Origin of the sequence: Flavobacterium tructae, assembly GCF_001853485.1 — a bacterium.
GTDB classification, from domain to species: Bacteria; Bacteroidota; Bacteroidia; order Flavobacteriales; family Flavobacteriaceae; genus Flavobacterium; species Flavobacterium tructae.
Window position 1 is genome coordinate 104,772 of sequence record NZ_MIKE01000011.1, and the last position, 18,615, is coordinate 123,386.

16 protein-coding genes are annotated in these 18,615 nt (G+C 36.2%); 9 read left to right on the forward strand and 7 right to left on the reverse strand.

Translation table 11 applies throughout. The features are described from left to right. Window positions 1-26 precede the first annotated feature (26 nt). Window positions 27-1,868, reverse strand: coding sequence for a hypothetical protein (locus BHE19_RS02550; RefSeq protein WP_070905817.1), 1,842 nt, complete (start codon window positions 1,866-1,868; stop codon window positions 27-29). Between the two features lie 94 nt (window positions 1,869-1,962). Between BHE19_RS02550 and BHE19_RS02555 the strand changes: the two genes are divergently transcribed. From BHE19_RS02555 to BHE19_RS02585, 7 genes are all read left to right on the forward strand, one after another. Further along, window positions 1,963-3,042 carry a hypothetical protein gene (locus BHE19_RS02555; RefSeq protein ID WP_070905818.1) on the forward strand — a complete coding sequence of 360 codons (1,080 nt, stop codon included), beginning with the start codon at window positions 1,963-1,965 and terminating at the stop codon, window positions 3,040-3,042. Between the two features lie 41 nt (window positions 3,043-3,083). After that, window positions 3,084-3,416, forward strand: coding sequence for a DMT family transporter (locus BHE19_RS02560; protein ID WP_017497984.1), 333 nt, complete (start codon window positions 3,084-3,086; stop codon window positions 3,414-3,416). A gap of 75 nt (window positions 3,417-3,491) precedes the next feature. Further along, on the forward strand, window positions 3,492-3,956 hold the full coding sequence (locus tag BHE19_RS02565) for a GNAT family N-acetyltransferase (protein ID WP_070905819.1): 465 nt from the start codon (window positions 3,492-3,494) through the stop codon (window positions 3,954-3,956). A gap of 144 nt (window positions 3,957-4,100) precedes the next feature. After that, on the forward strand, window positions 4,101-4,946 hold the full coding sequence (locus BHE19_RS02570) for a methylated-DNA--[protein]-cysteine S-methyltransferase (protein ID WP_070905820.1): 846 nt from the start codon (window positions 4,101-4,103) through the stop codon (window positions 4,944-4,946). 125 nt (window positions 4,947-5,071) lie between these two features. After that, window positions 5,072-5,785, forward strand: a complete 714-nt coding sequence (locus tag BHE19_RS02575) for a 2OG-Fe(II) oxygenase (protein WP_070905821.1) — start codon at window positions 5,072-5,074, stop codon at window positions 5,783-5,785. A 170-nt stretch (window positions 5,786-5,955) separates the two neighbouring features. Further along, window positions 5,956-6,201, forward strand: a complete 246-nt coding sequence (locus BHE19_RS02580) for an Ada metal-binding domain-containing protein (RefSeq protein WP_070905822.1) — start codon at window positions 5,956-5,958, stop codon at window positions 6,199-6,201. Further along, a complete protein-coding gene (locus BHE19_RS02585) occupies window positions 6,188-6,796 on the forward strand; it encodes an alpha-ketoglutarate-dependent dioxygenase AlkB family protein (RefSeq protein ID WP_070905823.1) in 609 nt (202 codons plus the stop codon). The genes BHE19_RS02580 and BHE19_RS02585 overlap by 14 nt, the downstream gene beginning before the upstream one ends. Window positions 6,797-6,813: 17 nt before the next feature. Here BHE19_RS02585 and BHE19_RS02590 read toward each other — a convergent pair whose 3' ends face one another. Beyond that, window positions 6,814-7,134: an MmcQ/YjbR family DNA-binding protein gene (locus tag BHE19_RS02590; RefSeq protein ID WP_017497990.1), complete on the reverse strand. Its 321-nt coding sequence runs from the start codon at window positions 7,132-7,134 to the stop codon at window positions 6,814-6,816. Window positions 7,135-7,177: 43 nt separating this feature from the next. Continuing rightward, window positions 7,178-7,933: an NUDIX hydrolase gene (locus BHE19_RS02595; RefSeq protein ID WP_017497991.1), complete on the reverse strand. Its 756-nt coding sequence runs from the start codon at window positions 7,931-7,933 to the stop codon at window positions 7,178-7,180. A gap of 304 nt (window positions 7,934-8,237) precedes the next feature. Here BHE19_RS02595 and BHE19_RS02600 point away from each other — a divergent pair, with 304 nt between their 5' ends. After that, on the forward strand, window positions 8,238-8,495 hold the full coding sequence (locus tag BHE19_RS02600) for a hypothetical protein (RefSeq protein WP_070905824.1): 258 nt from the start codon (window positions 8,238-8,240) through the stop codon (window positions 8,493-8,495). 315 nt (window positions 8,496-8,810) lie between these two features. Next, entirely contained in the window at window positions 8,811-10,832 is a 2,022-nt protein-coding gene (locus tag BHE19_RS02605; protein WP_070905825.1) for a DUF3857 domain-containing protein, read from the forward strand. 180 nt (window positions 10,833-11,012) lie between these two features. Here BHE19_RS02605 and BHE19_RS02610 read toward each other — a convergent pair whose 3' ends face one another. The 4 genes from BHE19_RS02610 to BHE19_RS02625 all read right to left on the reverse strand — a co-directional run bounded on the left by BHE19_RS02610 (window position 11,013) and on the right by BHE19_RS02625 (window position 18,583). Continuing rightward, window positions 11,013-13,238 (reverse strand): glycoside hydrolase family 3 N-terminal domain-containing protein, encoded by a 2,226-nt coding sequence (locus BHE19_RS02610; protein ID WP_070905826.1) that lies wholly within the window; start codon window positions 13,236-13,238, stop codon window positions 11,013-11,015. 2 nt (window positions 13,239-13,240) lie between these two features. Further along, entirely contained in the window at window positions 13,241-14,080 is an 840-nt protein-coding gene (locus BHE19_RS02615; RefSeq protein ID WP_070905827.1) for an endonuclease/exonuclease/phosphatase family protein, read from the reverse strand. 413 nt (window positions 14,081-14,493) lie between these two features. Then, a complete protein-coding gene (locus tag BHE19_RS02620) occupies window positions 14,494-16,236 on the reverse strand; it encodes a cellulase family glycosylhydrolase (protein ID WP_070905828.1) in 1,743 nt (580 codons plus the stop codon). Between the two features lie 82 nt (window positions 16,237-16,318). Continuing rightward, a complete protein-coding gene (locus BHE19_RS02625) occupies window positions 16,319-18,583 on the reverse strand; it encodes a glycoside hydrolase family 3 N-terminal domain-containing protein (RefSeq protein ID WP_070905829.1) in 2,265 nt (754 codons plus the stop codon). Window positions 18,584-18,615: the final 32 nt, after the last annotated feature.

Sequence of the window (18,615 nt, forward strand, 5' to 3'; positions counted from 1 at the left end):
CCGGATTTTATTTTTAATACTACTTCTTATTCATAGACAAAAATTCGCTCAACAAAATTGGCTTCCGGCTTTTCTGAACCCAGCCCACCCTCAAAAAACATTTCGGTCCAGTTTTTTTGATTATCGATTTTAAGATACTCTAATTTTGTATCCAACTTAATTTTTCCATCTCCTAAAAAGGAATCTGAACTTGATTCTTCAATTCTTCTATTATCGGAGTTGTATTTTCTATAAATTACCATTTCATCCAGATACCCCGAATCCTCTTTATTATTCTTCGAATGTTCTTCTATAAGATTCCCTCTTTCATCGTACACTAATACATCCTCAGACTCCGTAACTTTGGTTTCTCCATCTTGATAATCATAAGAAAAGCTTGTTTTTATAACTTGATTTTTATCGTATTTATATTTCACCAAACTTCTTAAAGTATCATTATCCGAAAAATAACTTTTCTCTTCTACTATTTTTTTTTCTGGCCCGTAACTGTAAATTGTTCTTCCGGTAATCTTTTCGTCATCATCATAACCTATTGATTCTATCTTTTGCTTTAAGCTATTATATTTGTTCTCCGGATAATCAGACTTTTTAGGAAATATTTTATCCTCAACAAACTCCCCATTAGCATTCTTTTTATAGGTGGTATAATTTTGCATTTTACCTTTTACATACTTGCCGTTCTTTTTTGTTGCATAGTAAACGTTCTCGGTGTATTCTTTAATGTTTCCGAATAGTTTCTCATTCCAATCTGCAGATAATTGTGGAGCATTGTAATCTTCTGTCCTCATTTTTTTAGGCTCAGGCTCTTTCAGATTGGGAATCATCTCAAAAGACCTGTCTATACCATAAACAGGCTCATAAAGAACGAAATCATTTTTAATTGGCGCAATAGTCTGAATAAAGATGTACTTCCTTTTTTCATTTATCACCTCATCAATAATAAATGTTTTTTTAAATTCTTCAAAACTCATCGTAGGGTTGGCTTTAAAAGTCTCAAAAACATGTTTACTTATATTACCTCTTATATCACTAAGACCAGCCCTTTCATCATTGATTTTTTTATTTTTCTTCTTTAGTTCTGCCATTTCCTTGTCACTGTATGTAACCAATACATTGCCCAACTCATCGTAATTCACCAAGCCTATCTTGTTTTCCCGATCACTATTCTGATCAACTGCCTCTATCAAAATCACATTGTTTATGACATCTACTAACTTGTATTCGTTATTATTCAGCTTAAACGTACTTCCTATGTCCTTTTGAGAAAGCTTTACCTGAGAATAATCTGTAATGAATTTAATATTGTAAACCACACTTCCTTTAATTTCATCAAGTTCGTTGTTGTTTTTAAAATTTATGGCATTGTTGATCTGATCCTGCTTCCGCAACGTAGTAAAATTCAAATTAACCTCTTTTCCGTTCTTGTATTTGTACAAAAACTCTATTCCAAAAGAAGTCCCACCGACATGCTGAATTTCAATCAACTCTTTTTTCGAATTAAACAGCTTACTGGTTACGGGGTGAAAATCTACAATAGTAGTTTCATCATTTTCTTTAAAATAAGAAGGAAAACGGGAATTAAACAAGAGGTCATATCCATAAGTAGATTTCTCCAATTTCAACACTCCTCGTGAAATAATTGTATCTATAGAAGAATTTATCACCTCAAGAGATTGAATTGCTTTCTTCTGAATTTCATCCATTTTTCTATTTACTTTTTTAAACGGAAAATTAGGAGTCTTAAAAATTTCTTTATTTATGTTATAAGTCATTTCATAAATCATGTCTTTCTCCTCTTTACTTGGTTGCTTTTTCTGAGAAAACACTGAAAGACTTAAGCTCATCAAAATCAAAACAATTCTATTCATCTATTTTTTCTCGAAAAGTACTGCTTTTCCTCCCAAATGTCCAAGGTCTATTTTTAGAAAATGTTATTCTTATCTTTACTGGAAATTTGTCTTTATGAAACGATTTCTAGTTTTTTGCCTGTACTTCTTTACTAATTGTGTTATACTCGCACAAAACAAAGATATCTGGATTTCATTTTGGGATAAAGACACCACACATATTGGATTTAAAGACGCAAACGGAACTATCAAAATAACGCCAAAGTTTATGGGGTTCACTACTGCCCGTAAATTCGATAAAATCATTGCTGTAACAGAAGAGATAAATGACGGCTGGAAAAGCTACTATTTAACTAAATCCGGTAAAATAGTGGGACGTGATAGTTTATACATTTTTGACAATGGCCCGGATTGCGAAAATGAAGATTACATTAGATTTACAGACCGAAAAACAGACAAAACCGGAATGTTTAATAGTGAAGGCAAAATTGCAATCCCTGCCGATTATAGTGTTTTATCAAAAGTTCAAAACGGAATGATTGTGGCCTTAAAAGGTGCCCTAAAAAAACAAGACGGTGAACATTTTTTCTGGACGGGTGGAAAAAGACATCTTATAGACCTTAACAACAAAGTCTTAATTGAGGATTTCAAAAACAGTACTGATCTTAACTTTTATTCTTTACAAAAATCAAAAGCCCCTAATAAAGAAGAATCAAGAGAGAATTTTGCCGGCGTTGACGGTGAGTATTATTCTTTTATTAATTACGATAAGGAGTTTAAGTGGTGGTTAAAAAACAATTTGCTTTCTGATTTATCCAAAGAAAATTTAATGAAGATCTCCTTTGACAAAATCACTTATTGGAAAGAACCAATTGGATGGAAAAGCGAATCAAAGACGAAATTTATTGAAGATAATTATGCCCTTTTAAAATCAAAACTGCAACAGCTTAAGGCTTCCGGAACAGATTATTTCGTTTCGTCTGATGGGTTGAATCCTTTTATTTTTGAAACGGATGAATACACGACTTACTTCAACAATTGCAACGAAGCTAAAGAATGGATGTATCCTGTTAAAAACATAGTTATTAATTCAAAAAACAAAGCCGATTTCAAACAGGATCATTTTGAATTTCTTCGAACCGAAAAAGGTTACAAGCTCATAAGTGTTTCCGTCGCAAAAGACGATCTCAAATAAAGTTCTTCTTTTAATAAAGCTATCTTTGTAAAAAACGTGATATGAAAAACTTTTTCTTTTTAGGCATTGCTATAATCTTTGAAATCATTGCTACTTCGGCCCTAAAAAAGTCTGAAGAATTTACCCGACTAATCCCAAGTATTATTACCATTTTGGGGTATTTTGCCGCTTTCTATTTTTTAAGTTTTGCCATCAGAACCATTCCGGTCGGAATTGCTTATGCCATCTGGTCGGGAGTTGGGATTGTACTGATCACCATTATCGGCGCTGTTTTTTTCAAACAAATCCCCGATTTACCCGCGATAATTGGATTAACATTGATTATGGCAGGTGTTATTGTCATTAATGTTTTTTCTAAAACTACAGCGCATTAAGGTATTTTAAATCAATCATTGATATTATCAAATGACATTATAAAAACACTCCTTACACTATAAATCAAAAATTTAATGAATTTCAGAAAAGCAACAATTTCAGACTTAGCGGAAATGCAGCAATTGTACACCGAAACTATACAATCGGTCTGTAAAAACGATTACGATCCAAAGCAAATTGAAGTATGGATTTCGGGTGTGCAAAATACCGAGCGTTGGTTAGACGTTATTCAAACACAATTTGTTTTGCTGGCCATCATTGAAACTAAAATAGTTGGTTTTGGCACTTTGAAGAACGGCAATTATATTGATTTCTTTTATATCCACAAAGACTATCAAAAACAGGGAATTGCCCATAAGCTTTTAAATGAATTGCTACTTGAAGCCCAAAAGCAACATCCAGAAACCATTACCTCCGACATTAGTATTACGGCCAGACCTTTTTTTGAAAAAAACGGTTTTGTTGTAAAAGTCGAGCAGGTAAACATTCGATCCGGTGTTGAGCTGATTAATTACAAAATGGAGAAAGAAATTAAATAATTGGTTTCAAGTTTCAAGTTTCAGGTTTCAGGTTTGAGCAGAACTTGAAACTTGAAACAAAATCAACAAAAAGTTACTTCCGCAAGTTTCGGATTTTATACCCGCAAAAACGTGTCGATATTTGCCTTATAAAATGAAACGAAAATGAACACACAGGAAAACATTAATTATAATCGAATTGCTGAAGCGATTGATTATATCAAAGCCAATTTTAAAGCGCAGCCTAATCTTGATGAAGTTGCCGAAAAAGTGCATTTAAGTCCTTTTCACTTTCAACGTTTGTTTACTGAATGGGCAGGCACAAGTCCGAAGAAGTTTTTGCAATACATAAGTGTTGAACATGCCAAGAAGATCCTTCAGGATGACCATCAGGCTACTTTATTTGATGCTGCATTTGACACCGGTCTTTCGGGAACCAGCCGTTTGCATGACTTGTTTGTAAACATCGAAGGTATGACACCAGCCGAATATAAAAATGGGGGAAAGAACTTAGAAATTAACTTCAGTTTTGCCGAAAGTCCATTTGGAAATATCATTGTGGCTTCAACACTTAAAGGAGTTTGTTTTATGGCTTTTGCCGAAAATGAAGGAATGGGTTTTGAGAATTTAAAACATAAATTCCCCAACGCCACATTCTCCAGAAAGCTGGATCTGATACAACAAAATGCACTGTTTATTTTTCAAAATGACTGGAGCAAATTATCCGAAATTAAACTGCACTTAAAAGGCACTAATTTTCAATTGAAAGTTTGGGAAACTCTTTTAAAAATCCCATTGGGACAGCTTTCTACTTATGGTTCAATCGCGCAGCAAATTGAGAAGCCCAATGCTTCCCGTGCCGTTGGTACCGCTATCGGAAGTAACCCAGTCGCTTTTTTAATTCCCTGCCATCGCGTGATTCAATCCACCGGAACCTTTGGTGGATATATGTGGGGAAACACCCGTAAAACGGCCATTATTGGATGGGAAGGCGCACAGATAAATCCATAATTTTCTGCCACAAATTCACGATTTTTTTTTAAAATCTTTGTCGGCAAAATTGCTACAATCGGGAATCACTTCGTCCGTTCGCTATCGCTCGGGCCGCAGCAAAAAAACCTCAACTTAAAATCATTATGCAAAACATATCCACAAAAATTGCTTCCCTTCATTGGGACAGCATCACCGAATCTATGCACGAAAACGGATTCGCCATTATTCCAAATCTGTTAGATAACGAACAATGTGAAGCTCTAAAAGCCGATTATTCAAAGTCTGAATTATATCGAAAAACGGTCGTCATGGAGCGCTATCGTTTTGGTTTAGGAGAGTACAAATACTTCACTTATCCCTTACCCGATCTGATTCAGAACCTTCGTACTTCTATTTACCCTAAACTCGCTCCTATCGCAAACGCCTGGATGAAAGCACTTCATATTCAGACCGTTTTTCCGGATACGCATCAGGAATTACTGGAACAATGCCATGCCAATCATCAATTAAAGGCAACTGTTTTAATCTTAAAATATGGTAAAAGCGGTTTCAATACACTGCATCAGGATTTGTACGGAGATGTTTATTTTCCAATTCAGATTGTTCTTTTCCTGAACGAACCCGATGAAGATTTTACAGGCGGAGAATTTGTACTGACACAGCAAATACCTCGGGCGCAATCCAAAGCTATTGTACTGAAACCTAAAAAAGGAGACGTTTTAGTTTTTACCACCAATTTCAGACCTATAAAAGGTACAAAAGGATATTATCGGGTTAATATGAAGCATGGTGTCAGCGAGATTCATTCTGGTGAGCGACATACATTGGGAATTATTTTTCATGATGCCCTATCGTGAGTATTTTTTTCTGCCACGACCCGAGCGATAGCGAACGGACGAAGTAATTCACAAATTATGTTTTTTAAATCTGTCCGTTTATTTATTCAAATTCATTCGAATAATATCCGATAAAGCATGTAAAAGAATAATTCGTGAATTCGTGGCTAAAAAACAAAACACAAAACAATATGCTTAAACATAACAAAATTTCAGATTCTGATCTTCGAAATAAAATTAAAAAAGGCGAAATTTGCTTTGGTGGCAACCAAAAACTAAAAATCTACGGAACGCTCAAATGTTCTTCGGGGAAAAGAATGAAAAGAGAGAATCGTATTTTCTTTTCAACCGAGGACGAAGCCAAAGAAAACAATTTTCGGCCTTGTGGACATTGTATGAAAACTGAATATCAAAACTGGAAAAATGGACTTATTTAATCCGCATACAGACGAAACAACGAATCTGCTTCCTAAAGACGGAACGGTTAATTATTACGGAAAGTTGTTTTCCAGAGAGGACTCCAATCATTATTTGGAGGTCCTTTTAAATACCATTGAATGGAAAAATGATGAAGCTGTTATCTTTGGTAAATTGATTTTAACCAAACGGAAAGTGGCCTGGTATGGTGATTCAGGTTTTGAATATACGTATTCCAATACAACCAAAAAAGCGCTTGCGTGGACTCCGGAATTACTAGTACTAAAAGCGGTGATGGAAGAAAAAACGGGAGAGACATTTAATTCCTGTTTGCTCAATTTATATCATTCCGGTGAGGAAGGAATGGCCTGGCACAGTGATGGTGAAAAAGATTTAAAAAAGAACGGTGCCATTGCCTCCGTTAGCTTTGGCGCTGAACGAAAATTTGCCTTCAAACACAAGGAAACCAAAGAAACTGTTTCTTTAATTTTAGAACACGGAAGTTTACTGGTTATGAAAGATGCTACCCAAACGAATTGGTTGCATCGTTTACCTCCCACAAAAACGACTTCAAAACCAAGAGTAAATCTGACGTTCAGAACTATTGTAACTTAACAGTACATTCTCACTTTTCACTTTTTTTTAAAAGCTACATTTTGATAAGAAAGAATCAAAGCGTCTTCAAACATTTCCGGTCTTACTTTTGAAAGCTCTACAACCGTCCAGCCTTGTTTGCCCCACTTATTGGGAACCGGATAAAAAATCAATTCACTTGAAGCGCAAAAAACGGACTGATCGATTTCGTTCAATTTTAAAACGGCTGTATTGTTCTTTTCATCAAAAGTGGCGAATATTTTTTTGTTGATGCGAAAAGAGGTCTTCTCAAAATGAGGTTCTTCTGTGGCGTCCGGAAATGACAACGCAAGGCTTCTAAATGTTTCTATTGCAATCATATTTAACTCGTCTTTTAAGATCTCACTGCTTAAAACCTGTTTTTCACCATCCCTGATTCAGTCCGTTTTTAAGGACCTCTTTGTATTTGTCTGTATCAAAAGTATATAGGTTTGGGGCTTTGTGAGCCACATTGCTTTTCTTTTCGTCCAGTTTATTCAGAATTCCGATATTGGTGATTTTACGCAGAAAGTTTCGTCTGTCTAATTTTCGATCTAAAATCGTTTCATACAGCTTTTGCAGCTGGGGAATTGTAAATTTTTCGGGTAACAAATTATACCCCACCGGCATTAAATTCAACTCGATCCTAAGAGTATTCAGGGCTTTATCCAGAATTTCTCTATGATCCAGAATAAGTTCAGGAACTTCTTTGTGATCGATCCATTCTATAATTTCCTGACTGTTTTCTTTTTGCGGAACTGCTTTTAAAAAATCAATTAAGGCATAATATCCAATGGTTATAAAACGCTGAGTAAGCCATTTTCCGTCTTCTTTGGAAATATTATAGTGATCCAGTACAGCATTCCCAAAATGCAGATCGTTTCGTTTGACGCGGCCAAAAGTCGCAAACTGTCTTAAAAAAATACCCTGCATGCCGGTACGCTCCTTTAAAACGGTCACGGCTGCGGTGTCAATATCTTCCTCAATGGGTATAAATCCTCCGGGCAAGGACCATTTTTCATCAAATGGAGTTTTAATGAGTAAAACTTTTAGCTGATTGTCATGAAATCCAAAAATGACACAGTCAATTGAAAGTCCGGGCTGGTAATTTTCGCTATTTTCTATTATCTTTTTTGGCATTTAACGTTTCTTAAATCAGCATGCTGTCCTTTAATATACCTGCAATTTAATGCATTTTTATAAATCAGAAACATTTTTGCAAAAAATGAGCTTCTGTTTTATAAGAATTCTTCTAAAAAACTCCCGGTACAACTATCACAATTTTTACTTAAAATGAAAATCGAATTAAAAAAATAATTACATTGCGTCATAATAACACATTCGAAAAACGATTTGTTATTTTTCAAACAAAAACACACTGTAAATCAGCATACTATTTACAGTTTTTAATCCAACATGAACGTAGAATTTTAATGCCGGAGATATGATTACCAATCCGTTAAAAGACATAAATAAAAAAATCAGAAATAAAATCTGGACTTCTTTCGGGTTTGTTTCTAAGACTTATCTTCTTGAAGCTTCTTTAAAATATAGTGAAGAGCAGGAAAGAATCTTCAACGAAATGATTGTTGAAACGGAATCCAAAAATAAAAAAGCAAAAAGCGAAGCTTATGACAAGGCGTTATATGCTTCTTACAAAGGAATTGGTGTAATGGATTTTATCAACACTATTTTAAAATAATTTTCATTCAATTATTTGACCCTTTAAGTTCAATACAAAAATTTCCTTATTTTATTCTTCGCAACAAAAACGGAGCGCTTTATACCTTAATTTCTCTTATTATTTTTGGAATTCATTTTCCTAATTTCCTTAATTCTTTCAGACCTTTTTTAAATTATTTAAGGTGAAATTTCTGCAAAATCAAATAATAAATTTATTTATTGTAAGAAAACTGAACTTATCCTAATAATACATTCGGTCCCTTTAGATATAGACAAAAAGCCATATTTTTGTTATAAACCGAAGATTTTACCTACTTCAATTAAAAGCCTTATTATGGAACAAGATATACAGTCAGAAATTTACAAAATTCAAAAGCCTGAACCGTGGGCTAGTGACCTTAATGACAACCAGCTTATAGATTATATCAAAGAATCTGAATTCTCTCAAAAACAAGCAGACGAGGGACGTGACTACTGTTATTTTTTAGATAAAATTTATTATACCAATGATAACGAAAGCAGCGAATATGCTTGTGTGGCCTATACTTTAAATGAGCCTGCCAATTTGGAGAAAGCTTCTGCTGTGGATGTTGTGTTGGAAGAAAGTGAAACTTATGTGATACACCGAATCAGTGTTTTAAGAGATGGTGTTTTAGTAGACAAAATTCCCGATACTAAAGTTAAAATACTGGACAGCGAAAATCAAAGCAGTGGTGGTGTTTTAAGCAGTAACAAAAAGATTAATATTACGATAAAAGATCTTCGTTTGTATGATATTTTGATTATGGAAGATTCCAGAATTAAAATTTTTACCGAGCGTGATTTTCTACGCAAAGAATTCGCCAGATATGTCTGGGTAGGTCCTGACAGTTACTGGGCGTACGGAAAGTACAAATTCACTTTTATAAACGATCGCGAAAAGGCAGTTGCTTACAAAAAATCGTTCTTTAGAGATGAAGATGGAAATGTGCTGGAACCACAAATAGCTTATTTGCAAAAGGGGGAAAAATATGTAAGAGAAGAAGAGAATTACATCAATTTTGTAGATTCAAACCGTGAGGTTTCTTCGTTTATAGATTTTACCACGGCCGCCGATTGGAAAGAATTATCCAATTACATCTCTCCTATTTATGAGACTATTTTCGAAAAATCTTCTTTGGCAGAATTTGCTCCGGAACTGGTTGAAAAACTGGATAAAATAGGTTCTAAAGACGATCAATTGCAATTTGCGATAGAATATGTTCAAAACCATATCAATTATATTTACAATGCCGATGAAATGAATGGCCACAAGCCGCAGGAGCCTGCTGTAACGTTTACTAATAAACAGGGCGACTGCAAGGCTAAATCAGTATTACTAAAAGTTATTTTAGATTATATTGGTATTGATTCTTCGATTATTCTGGTCAATTTCGGTACTGATTTTTATATCAAGCATTACTTACCGTCGTTACTGACTTTTAATCACGTAATTGTAAAGATCAATTACAAGGGTGAAAGCTACTTTGTTGATGCCACATTGCGTGATGAATTTGGACTGATTGAAAATCGTGGTTTTATTTTCTTCCTGCATTATCTGGAAGTGAAGCCTAATTTGGAATTACAACATAAACCTCCTCATCGTTTCCCTTATTATGCGCTTGATGAAAAATCAGAACTTGTTGCGGAGAACAATGTTGGTAAACTGAAACTAACGACCGTATACAAAGGAAATCGCGCCAACAGCATGCGAAGGTATTTCAAAAACACCAACAAAAGAGAGATTATTGACAGCTGGAACAATTTCTTTTTTTATACCTTAAATTATACGAATGACAGAAACGGAACTGATCTTCGAAAGATTTTTAAAGATGCCGCAATCGAAATTGTCAGTGATGATAAAAAACTGAATGAGTTTAAAATTGAATATCAGACCACTATTGAAAACCCTTATTTCTCAGACGGGAAAAACAATCGTTTCCTGATGTATTTTGACTCCAATATTGTGAAAAACAGAGCAAGAGATTTTATGCATAAAGACATCTCTTTCTGGCACAATTTTGACAATGAGCGATATGAAATCACTCTTGTAACGGATCAAAAAATTGATGTTAGCGAGAAGTTTACGATACAGGAAAGTACAATCAACAATGCTTACTTTGATTATGTGAGCCGTAAAAAGATCAACAAAAACGGAGGAACTATTTACATCGACTATAAACCGCTGATTAACTTAGAAATTCCTGAAGAGGATTTTGAAGATTTCAGGGAAGCCCATAACGAGGTCGCCGACAGTAATTTTGGAATTGGGGTCGACATTATAGAAGACGGTTTATTGAACAAGCTGAAATTCAATTTCAAAAAATTAGTAAAATAATCCTCTAAATAAGGAGGTTAATTGTAGCCTACTGTCTCAACACAAATTACACGAATTTGCACAAATTTTAATCCGTTAACCTTGTTTGTGGAATTAATTACACAAACAAATTAGTGACAATTCGTGCAATTCGTGTTATTTTTTATAACAGTAATCTATATTTCTGTTTGGTTAAAAAAGTTAAAGCAATTCAAAATCTGCTTTTAATTTGAGGTCAGCTGATGAAGCTCCGATCATGACTTCAAAATCTCCCGGTTCTGCTGTCCATTCTAATTTATTATTGTAGAACGAAAGTTTCTCTTTGTCAATAGTAAATTCAATTGTTTTAGATTCTCCTGCATTTAGTTTTACTTTTTGAAAATCTCTCAATTCTAAAACGGGTCTTACCACCGATCCGAATTTGTCTTTTAAATACAATTGAACCACTTCTTCTCCTGCTACTTTTCCAACATTTGATAATTGAAAAGAAACTTTAATAGTTTCGTTGTTTTTCATTTTTACTGCTGACAATTTCAAATCAGAATAATTGAATTTGGTATAACTCAACCCGTATCCAAAAGGAAATTTAGGAGAGTTTTTCAGATCAATGTAGGCCGAAACATAGTTTTTGGCATCTTCATCTTTAGCAGGTCTTCCTGTACTGAAATGATTGTAATAAATTGGGATCTGCCCCACTTCTCTCGGGAAGGTCATGGGCAATTTTCCTGATGGATTGTAATCTCCAAATAAAACATCGGCTATAGCATTACCTGCTTCGGTTCCCAACCACCAGGTGTAAACAATTGCCGGAACATGATCTGCTGTCCAGTTAAATATAAGAGGTCTTCCGGCGTTTACCAGAACGATTACCGGTTTTCCTGTTGCCTGAATCGCTTTTACCAAATCTTCCTGAACACCCGGCAAATGAAGATCGCTTCGGCTTTTTGCTTCACCGCTCATGTCACGTCTTTCACCAATACTCAAAATCACCACATCTGCCTGTTGGGCCGTTGCCACTGCTTCTGCAAAACCGTCTTTGTTATCTCCGTCTACTTCACAGCCTTTGGCATAAAGCAGTTTTGTGTTTTTACCCACTTTGTTCTGCAAACCATCCCATTGTGAGACAATCCATTTATTGTAATCAACCTCAGGTAATTCTACGGACCAAAACCCCATATTTTCTTTGTACTCTTTCACCATTGGACCAATGAATGCAATTGTTTTCAGGTTTTTGGACAGCGGTAATGTTTCGTTGTCGTTCTTTAATAAAACGATACTCTTCTTAGCTACTTCAAGAGCTGCCTTTCTGTTTTCAGGGTTGTTTAAAGCTTTATCGGCTCTTTTTTGATCTGAATATCGATAAGGATCATCAAATAAACCCAATTCATATTTCTTGCGTAAAATACGCTTCACAGCATCATCAATCCAATCTACAGGTACTTTGCCTTCTTTCACTAATTCTGCCAAATGATATCGGTAGGCATTACTTTCCATATCCATATCACTTCCAGCTGTAATCGCGGCAAGTGCAGCAGCTTTCAAATCTTTAGAGTATCCGTGTGCTACCATTTCCCCAATCGATCCCCAGTCTGAAACTACGAATCCCTGAAAGTTCCATTTTCCTTTTAAGATATCACGCTGCAAATGCACATTTGCGGTAGCCGGAATTCCGTTTAAGTCATTAAAGGAATTCATAAAAGTGGCTGCACCGGCATCGAGAGCTGCTTTAAAAGGAGGCAGATAGGTTTCTAAAAGCATGCGTTCACTCATATCTACCGAGTTGTAATCTCTGCCACCCACAGCTGCGCCATAAGCTGCAAAATGTTTTACGCAGGCCATGACCGAGTTCAGATCTCCGAGTTTATTTCCCTGAAAACCTTTAACTCTGGCATAGGCAATTTTAGAACCCAGCCAGGTGTCTTCTCCCGCTCCTTCCATCACTCTCCCCCAACGCGGATCACGGCCAATGTCGACCATTGGAGCAAATGTCCAGTGAATCCCACTTGCTGAAGCCTCTGTAGCCGCTACTCTTGCCGCCAATTCAATAGTTGCTAAGTCCCAGCTCGCTGCTTCGGCTAACGGAATTGGAAAAGTTGTTTTGTAGCCATGGATGACATCCTGACCAAATAACAGGGGGATTTTCAAACGGGACTGCATGGCCAGTTCCTGATATTGTCGGGTGTATTTTGTTCCGGTTACGTTTAACATCGAACCTATTAATCCAGCCTTTATTTCGGCTTGTTTGTTGGCGTTTATGGTAATAGGCCCCGTTGCTGCATTGTCGCCCGTATACTGATTTAGCTGACCGATTTTTTCCTCAAGAGTCATTTTTTTCAACAGAGCATTAACTTTCTGATCTATTGTTTCTTGCTGAGCGGTCGCAAAAAGCGATACCATCAACAGGGTAAATGTGGTTATTTTTTTCATAATTAATTTATTTGGATCAAAACAGGCAAATGATCGGATGGATATTTTAAATCTTTTGAATCACTTAAGACTGCATGTTTTTGAATTTTTAATCCGCTATTTTTTGATACAAAAATATAATCCAGTAACAAATTCACTGGTTCATTGTGTTTGAATTCATTAAAGGTTCCCAAAGGACCAAAAGGTTTTTCTATCGAAATATCCCTGGTATCGTCCATCACCTTCTTTATCTCTACAATTTGTTTCGTGTCAGGTACTGAATTGAAGTCTCCCATTAAAAACACGGGCTGATTTTTAGTGTTTATTTCTTTTATTTTTGAGAGAACTAACTCGACTCCCTTTACGCGGGCTACCTCTCCAACATGATCCAGGTGAAGGTTAAAAACCCAAAACATTTTTTTTGTTTTTAAATCTTTAAACAATCCGTAAGTACAAACTCTGTTACAGGCAGCATCCCAGCCCCTTGATACTTTTTCCGGTGTTTCTGACAGCCAAAATGTGTTCGTATGTTCTACCTGAAAACGGTCTTTTTTATAGTAAATCGTACAGGCTTCTCCGGTTCCTTTTTCTTCTCTGCCTATCCCAAATTTATGGTACTCCGGTAAGGCCGAAGCAATCTCAGCCACCTGATTAGGCAATGCCTCCTGAATTCCAAGAATATCGGGACTGTAAAATCTGATTTGAGAATTAAAAAAGTCCTTCCGGTTTGGCCAGGCATTTTCTCCGTCAGAAGCAACATCTAAACGAATATTATACGTCATCATTTTTACACTCTGAGCATAAAATGAAGTACTGACAAAAATCAGAAACATTACGAGAGCAATTGTATTTGTCTTTTTCATAGTAAAAAAATTGAATTCGTAAAGCTACCATTTCATTAGCCCTAAAGAAAAATATAAGCTTCAAAATAATGTTAATTTAACCCGCTGCATTTATTTAAACATATAGAAAGTTTGCAGTCGCAGTTTTCAGCCACATTTCACACATCTATTTTTTCTCGCAGATTATGCAGATTTTTTTAAATCCTTTAATCTGTATCGGTTACTTAAATTCATAGATTGCAGTCGCATTTCACATCTAACATTTCACATTTCACGCATCTATTTTTTCTCGCAGATTATGCAGATTATGCAGATTTTTTTTAAATCCTTTTAATCTGTGGCGGTTATCTAAACACATAGGTACTGCACGCATAAAAAAGACGTTTCTACTTCATTTAAATACATCTATTCTCTTATAAATACCTCGTCTACCTTTATTTTTTCTGTTCTGAAAAATCTAAGTAATTCAGGTTGAAACCTCCTTTTTCGAAAACAACTTTAATTTTTTGCGTTCCGGCATTTAATATCACTCCGGACAGTACAACCGTTTTCCATTTGTCATTTCCTCCCGTTGCAGGTAATGTAACGATTTGGGATCTTTTTCTATTTTCTGCTTCGAGGTATATTTTCCCTTCTGAATTTTCAGCCGAATATCGAATTGCTACTTTGTATGTATTTTGCTTCTTTATTTCAGCTGTAAACTGTAACCATTCTCCATCCTCAATAAATGAAACCTGATATCCGTTTGATCCGGCATCTTTGCAGGGTAAAATATCAACGCCATCATTTCGCATCGTATTTCCTTTGTTCCACTCGTCAAATTTTCCGGTTTCGACTCTGTAGTTTATAAAATCTTTGTCTGAATAAGCCTTTTCATTGGTTCCCAAATCATACTCTGTTGCTGCAATTTTTCCGGGAATCAAATGCCGTTTATAAGGTTTGGTATCGTTGGTTTGCACTTGTCTGAACATGGCATCGATCACGTCCGGTTTTACGGTTACGTTTTCTATTTTGTAATTGTCGGCGATTTTCATTAAAGTTTTTTTAGCAAAATCAGGCTTTGGTTTCTCTCCGCCGTCTTTCCAGTACTTTAATAAAACATCGTATTCGGGAATCTTTGTAACAGAGGTCACTCCCGCAATATTCTCGATTTTTTTCATGGGCCAGAATGCCCAGCCTATATTGTTGTTTTCGACCAATGTCAATGCCTCTTTAAACCATACGTTCGAATTTTCTCCGCTTTCACCCAACCAGATCGGCACATTGTATTGTGTTCTGTAGTCCAGCATTTTCTGAATGGAGGCTGTGGTATTGTAGTTCCAGTATTTGTGAAAACTCAATGCCATATTTTCATCCCATAAAGGAAAAATTCCGTTGTAATTGTTTCCCCAGCAGTTTCCTTCAATAAAAATTAAATGGTTGGTATCGACTTCCCGAATGGCTTTTGTAACCCGAACCATCAGATCTCTTAAAGGACCGTTTGAGTTTTCATCACAGCCATTTTTATTCGTCCCGGTAAAATTCCAATTAGGTTCGTTGATAATGTCATAGGCTCCAATCCACGGATTATCTCTGTAACGTGAAGCCAGTTTTTTCCATAAGGCAATCATTTTTTTCTGATTGGCTTCGCTCTCCCACAAGGAGGGTTTTGTGGTATCATAATCTGAAATTGCGGCATCGTTTCCCTGGCCTCCGGGAGCGGCATGTAAGTCTAAAATCAGATACATTTTATTTTCGGCGCACCATTTCAGCAAATTATCGGTCATGGTAAAGCCTTCTTCAATCCAGGAGATTTCATCCTTTTTTTCGGCTTCGATTGGTGGTGTGTATAAATTGTAATGCATCGGCAGGCGGATCGAATTGAATCCCCAGGCGGCTAATGAATCTACATCTCTTTTGGTGATTCCGTTTGCTTTGTAGGCAGCGTAAAATTCTTTGGTTGCTTCTTCTCCAATAACATCCTGAATCTTCTGCCTGATAACATACTGCGGACTTGCAAAAGGTTGTGTCTGTAACATATAGCCTTCCTGAACCATCCAGCCTCCTGTTCCGAGACCTCTTAAAATGATATTCTTTCCGGTTCCGTCTACAATTTTTTGTCCGTCTCTATGTAAAAAACCCTGAGCGAAAGTGGCAAAGGAAAGTAGTAACGGTAGGGTAATAATTATTTTTTTCATGTCTTTGTAATATGAAATAGCAAATTTTCTTTTGACATTCAAACACCAAATATCTTTTCGGGAATAACCATGTTTGGTTTATTTACTGTAATAAAAAGTCCTTTTTAAGATTTGCGATCTGAATCGTAAAAGTTCCTTTTTCGGATATCCATTTCAGGTCTTCGTTTACGAATTGCAAATCTTTTTGGTTTAAAGTAAATTTCACCATTTTGGTTTCGTTAGGCTCCAAACTAATCTTTTCGAATCTTTTTAGCGCTTTTACTTCAGGAGTTATAGAAGCATAATGATCTGACAGGTACAATAAAACCGATTCTTTTCCGGCTCTTTTTCCGGAATTGGTAACCTCAACGGTCACCTTTATTTCATCGGTATTCGTAATTTCTGTTTTGTCGATTTTTAAATTCGAATACGTAAAGGTGGTATAAGATAATCCTGTTCCAAATTCAAACTGAGGGGAATAACTTTTCTCATATTTAGCATCATTATTTTGTTCTTCATCTGCTAAACTTTCTGTATGTTTTCTATTGTATTTTTCTAATGAATTAGGGTATCTCGGATAGTTATAAGGCAATCTTCCACTTGGATTTACCTCTCCGTACAGAATGTCAACCAAGGCTCTTCCTCCTTCATTTCCCGGCAAATAACACTGTACAACGGCACTCATTTTATCTTCGAAATCACTGATTAATCTTGGTCTTCCTTCGTTTAAAACCAGAATAATTGGTTTGTTTACTTTGGATAAGGCAAGAGCTAATTTTATCTGAGATTTACTCATATAAAGATTACTGATATCTCCCGGAGTTTCGGTGTAGTTTTTCTCTCCAAGGCACAATACAATTTTCGATGCCTTTTGAGCCAGTTCAACCGCTTTTTGAATTTCGGCATCATCTTCTTTTTCAATATCTGCTCCGGCGGTATAGAGTACATTCTCTTTTCCTAATTTAGCCTGAAAAGCTTCCAGAATAGTTAATTTGTCAGCAGCGTAAGTATCTGCATTTTCACCCTGCCAGGTGTACGACCAGCCACCGTTCAGGTTTTTCATGCTGTTTGCCGTTGCTCCGGTTACCAGGATTTTTTCCTCTTTGTTTAAAGGTAAAACGGCATCGTTATTTTTTAACAATGTAATGGATTCCGCCGCCGTTTTATAAGCTTCCTGAATGTGTTCGGCTGAACCAAATTTTGGATAATCCTTTAGATTCGCAACCGTATTCTGGAACAGGTTTAACTCGAATTTCATTCTCAGAATTCTGGTTACCGCATCATCAATACGGGACATTGGCACTTCTCCTTTTTGAACTAAATCTACAAGGTCTGTGTAAAAAGTAAATTCTTCGGGCACCATGCTCATGTCTATTCCGGCCATAACCGCGATACGAACTGCATCTCTTTTGGTTGCTGCAATTTTATGTCTGGTATTCAAATAAATAATATCCTTCCAATCGGTTACTACTACTCCCTCAAAACCTAATTCTTTTTTAAGAATGTCCGTAATCAGATGTTTACTTGAATGTACCGGAGTTCCGTTGATTTCTCCGGAACTTACCATTACGCTTTTTGCTCCGGCTTTTATGGCAGCCTGATATATGGTTAAATCATATTGTCTTAGAATGCGCTCGGGAATAATACTTGGTGTTCTGTCTTTTCCGGTTGTAGTGCTTCCGTAACCAATATAATGTTTCATACAGGAGGCTACGCTATATTTTGATCCTACATTGCTTCCTTCAAAACCATCTACCAAAGCGACGGCCATTTTGGAAGACAAATAGGCATCTTCTCCAAAAGATTCCCACATTCTGGACCAGGCCGGGTTTCTCGGAAAATCCAAATCTGGAGAGAATACCCATGGAATGGAGGAGGCTCTGGTTTCGTAAGCCGAAATTTCAGCCCCGCGTTTTACCAGCTCTGTATTAAACGTTGCCGCCAGACCTATTTGTTGTGGAAATAAGGTGGCTCCGGCGGTATAACTCGCTCCGTGTATGGCATCTATACCATACAATACCGGAATTTTAAGTCTCGATTTGTTGGCTTCATTGGTAATGGCAGTCATGGTCTCCTGCCATCTCTGAAGGGTCGGTGCTCCCGGATTAGGTACATTCAGAATGGAACCGATATGGTACTCCTGAATTCCTTTTTTTAGTTTGGCGGCATCAAAATAACCCGGTTTTTGAGCATCTTCAAAAACAGTAACTGTAATTTGCGTCATTTGCCCTACTTTTTCTTCCAATGTCATCTTTGATAACAACTCTGATACCTTGGCATCTATTGCTGCTCTCGTTTTCCTGGCTTCCTGACTCCATACTGCTCCACAAAAAAATAGAGCAACTACTATAAACTTCGTGTTTTTCATTGTATTTCTTTAAATTAATATGCTGCTAAAAG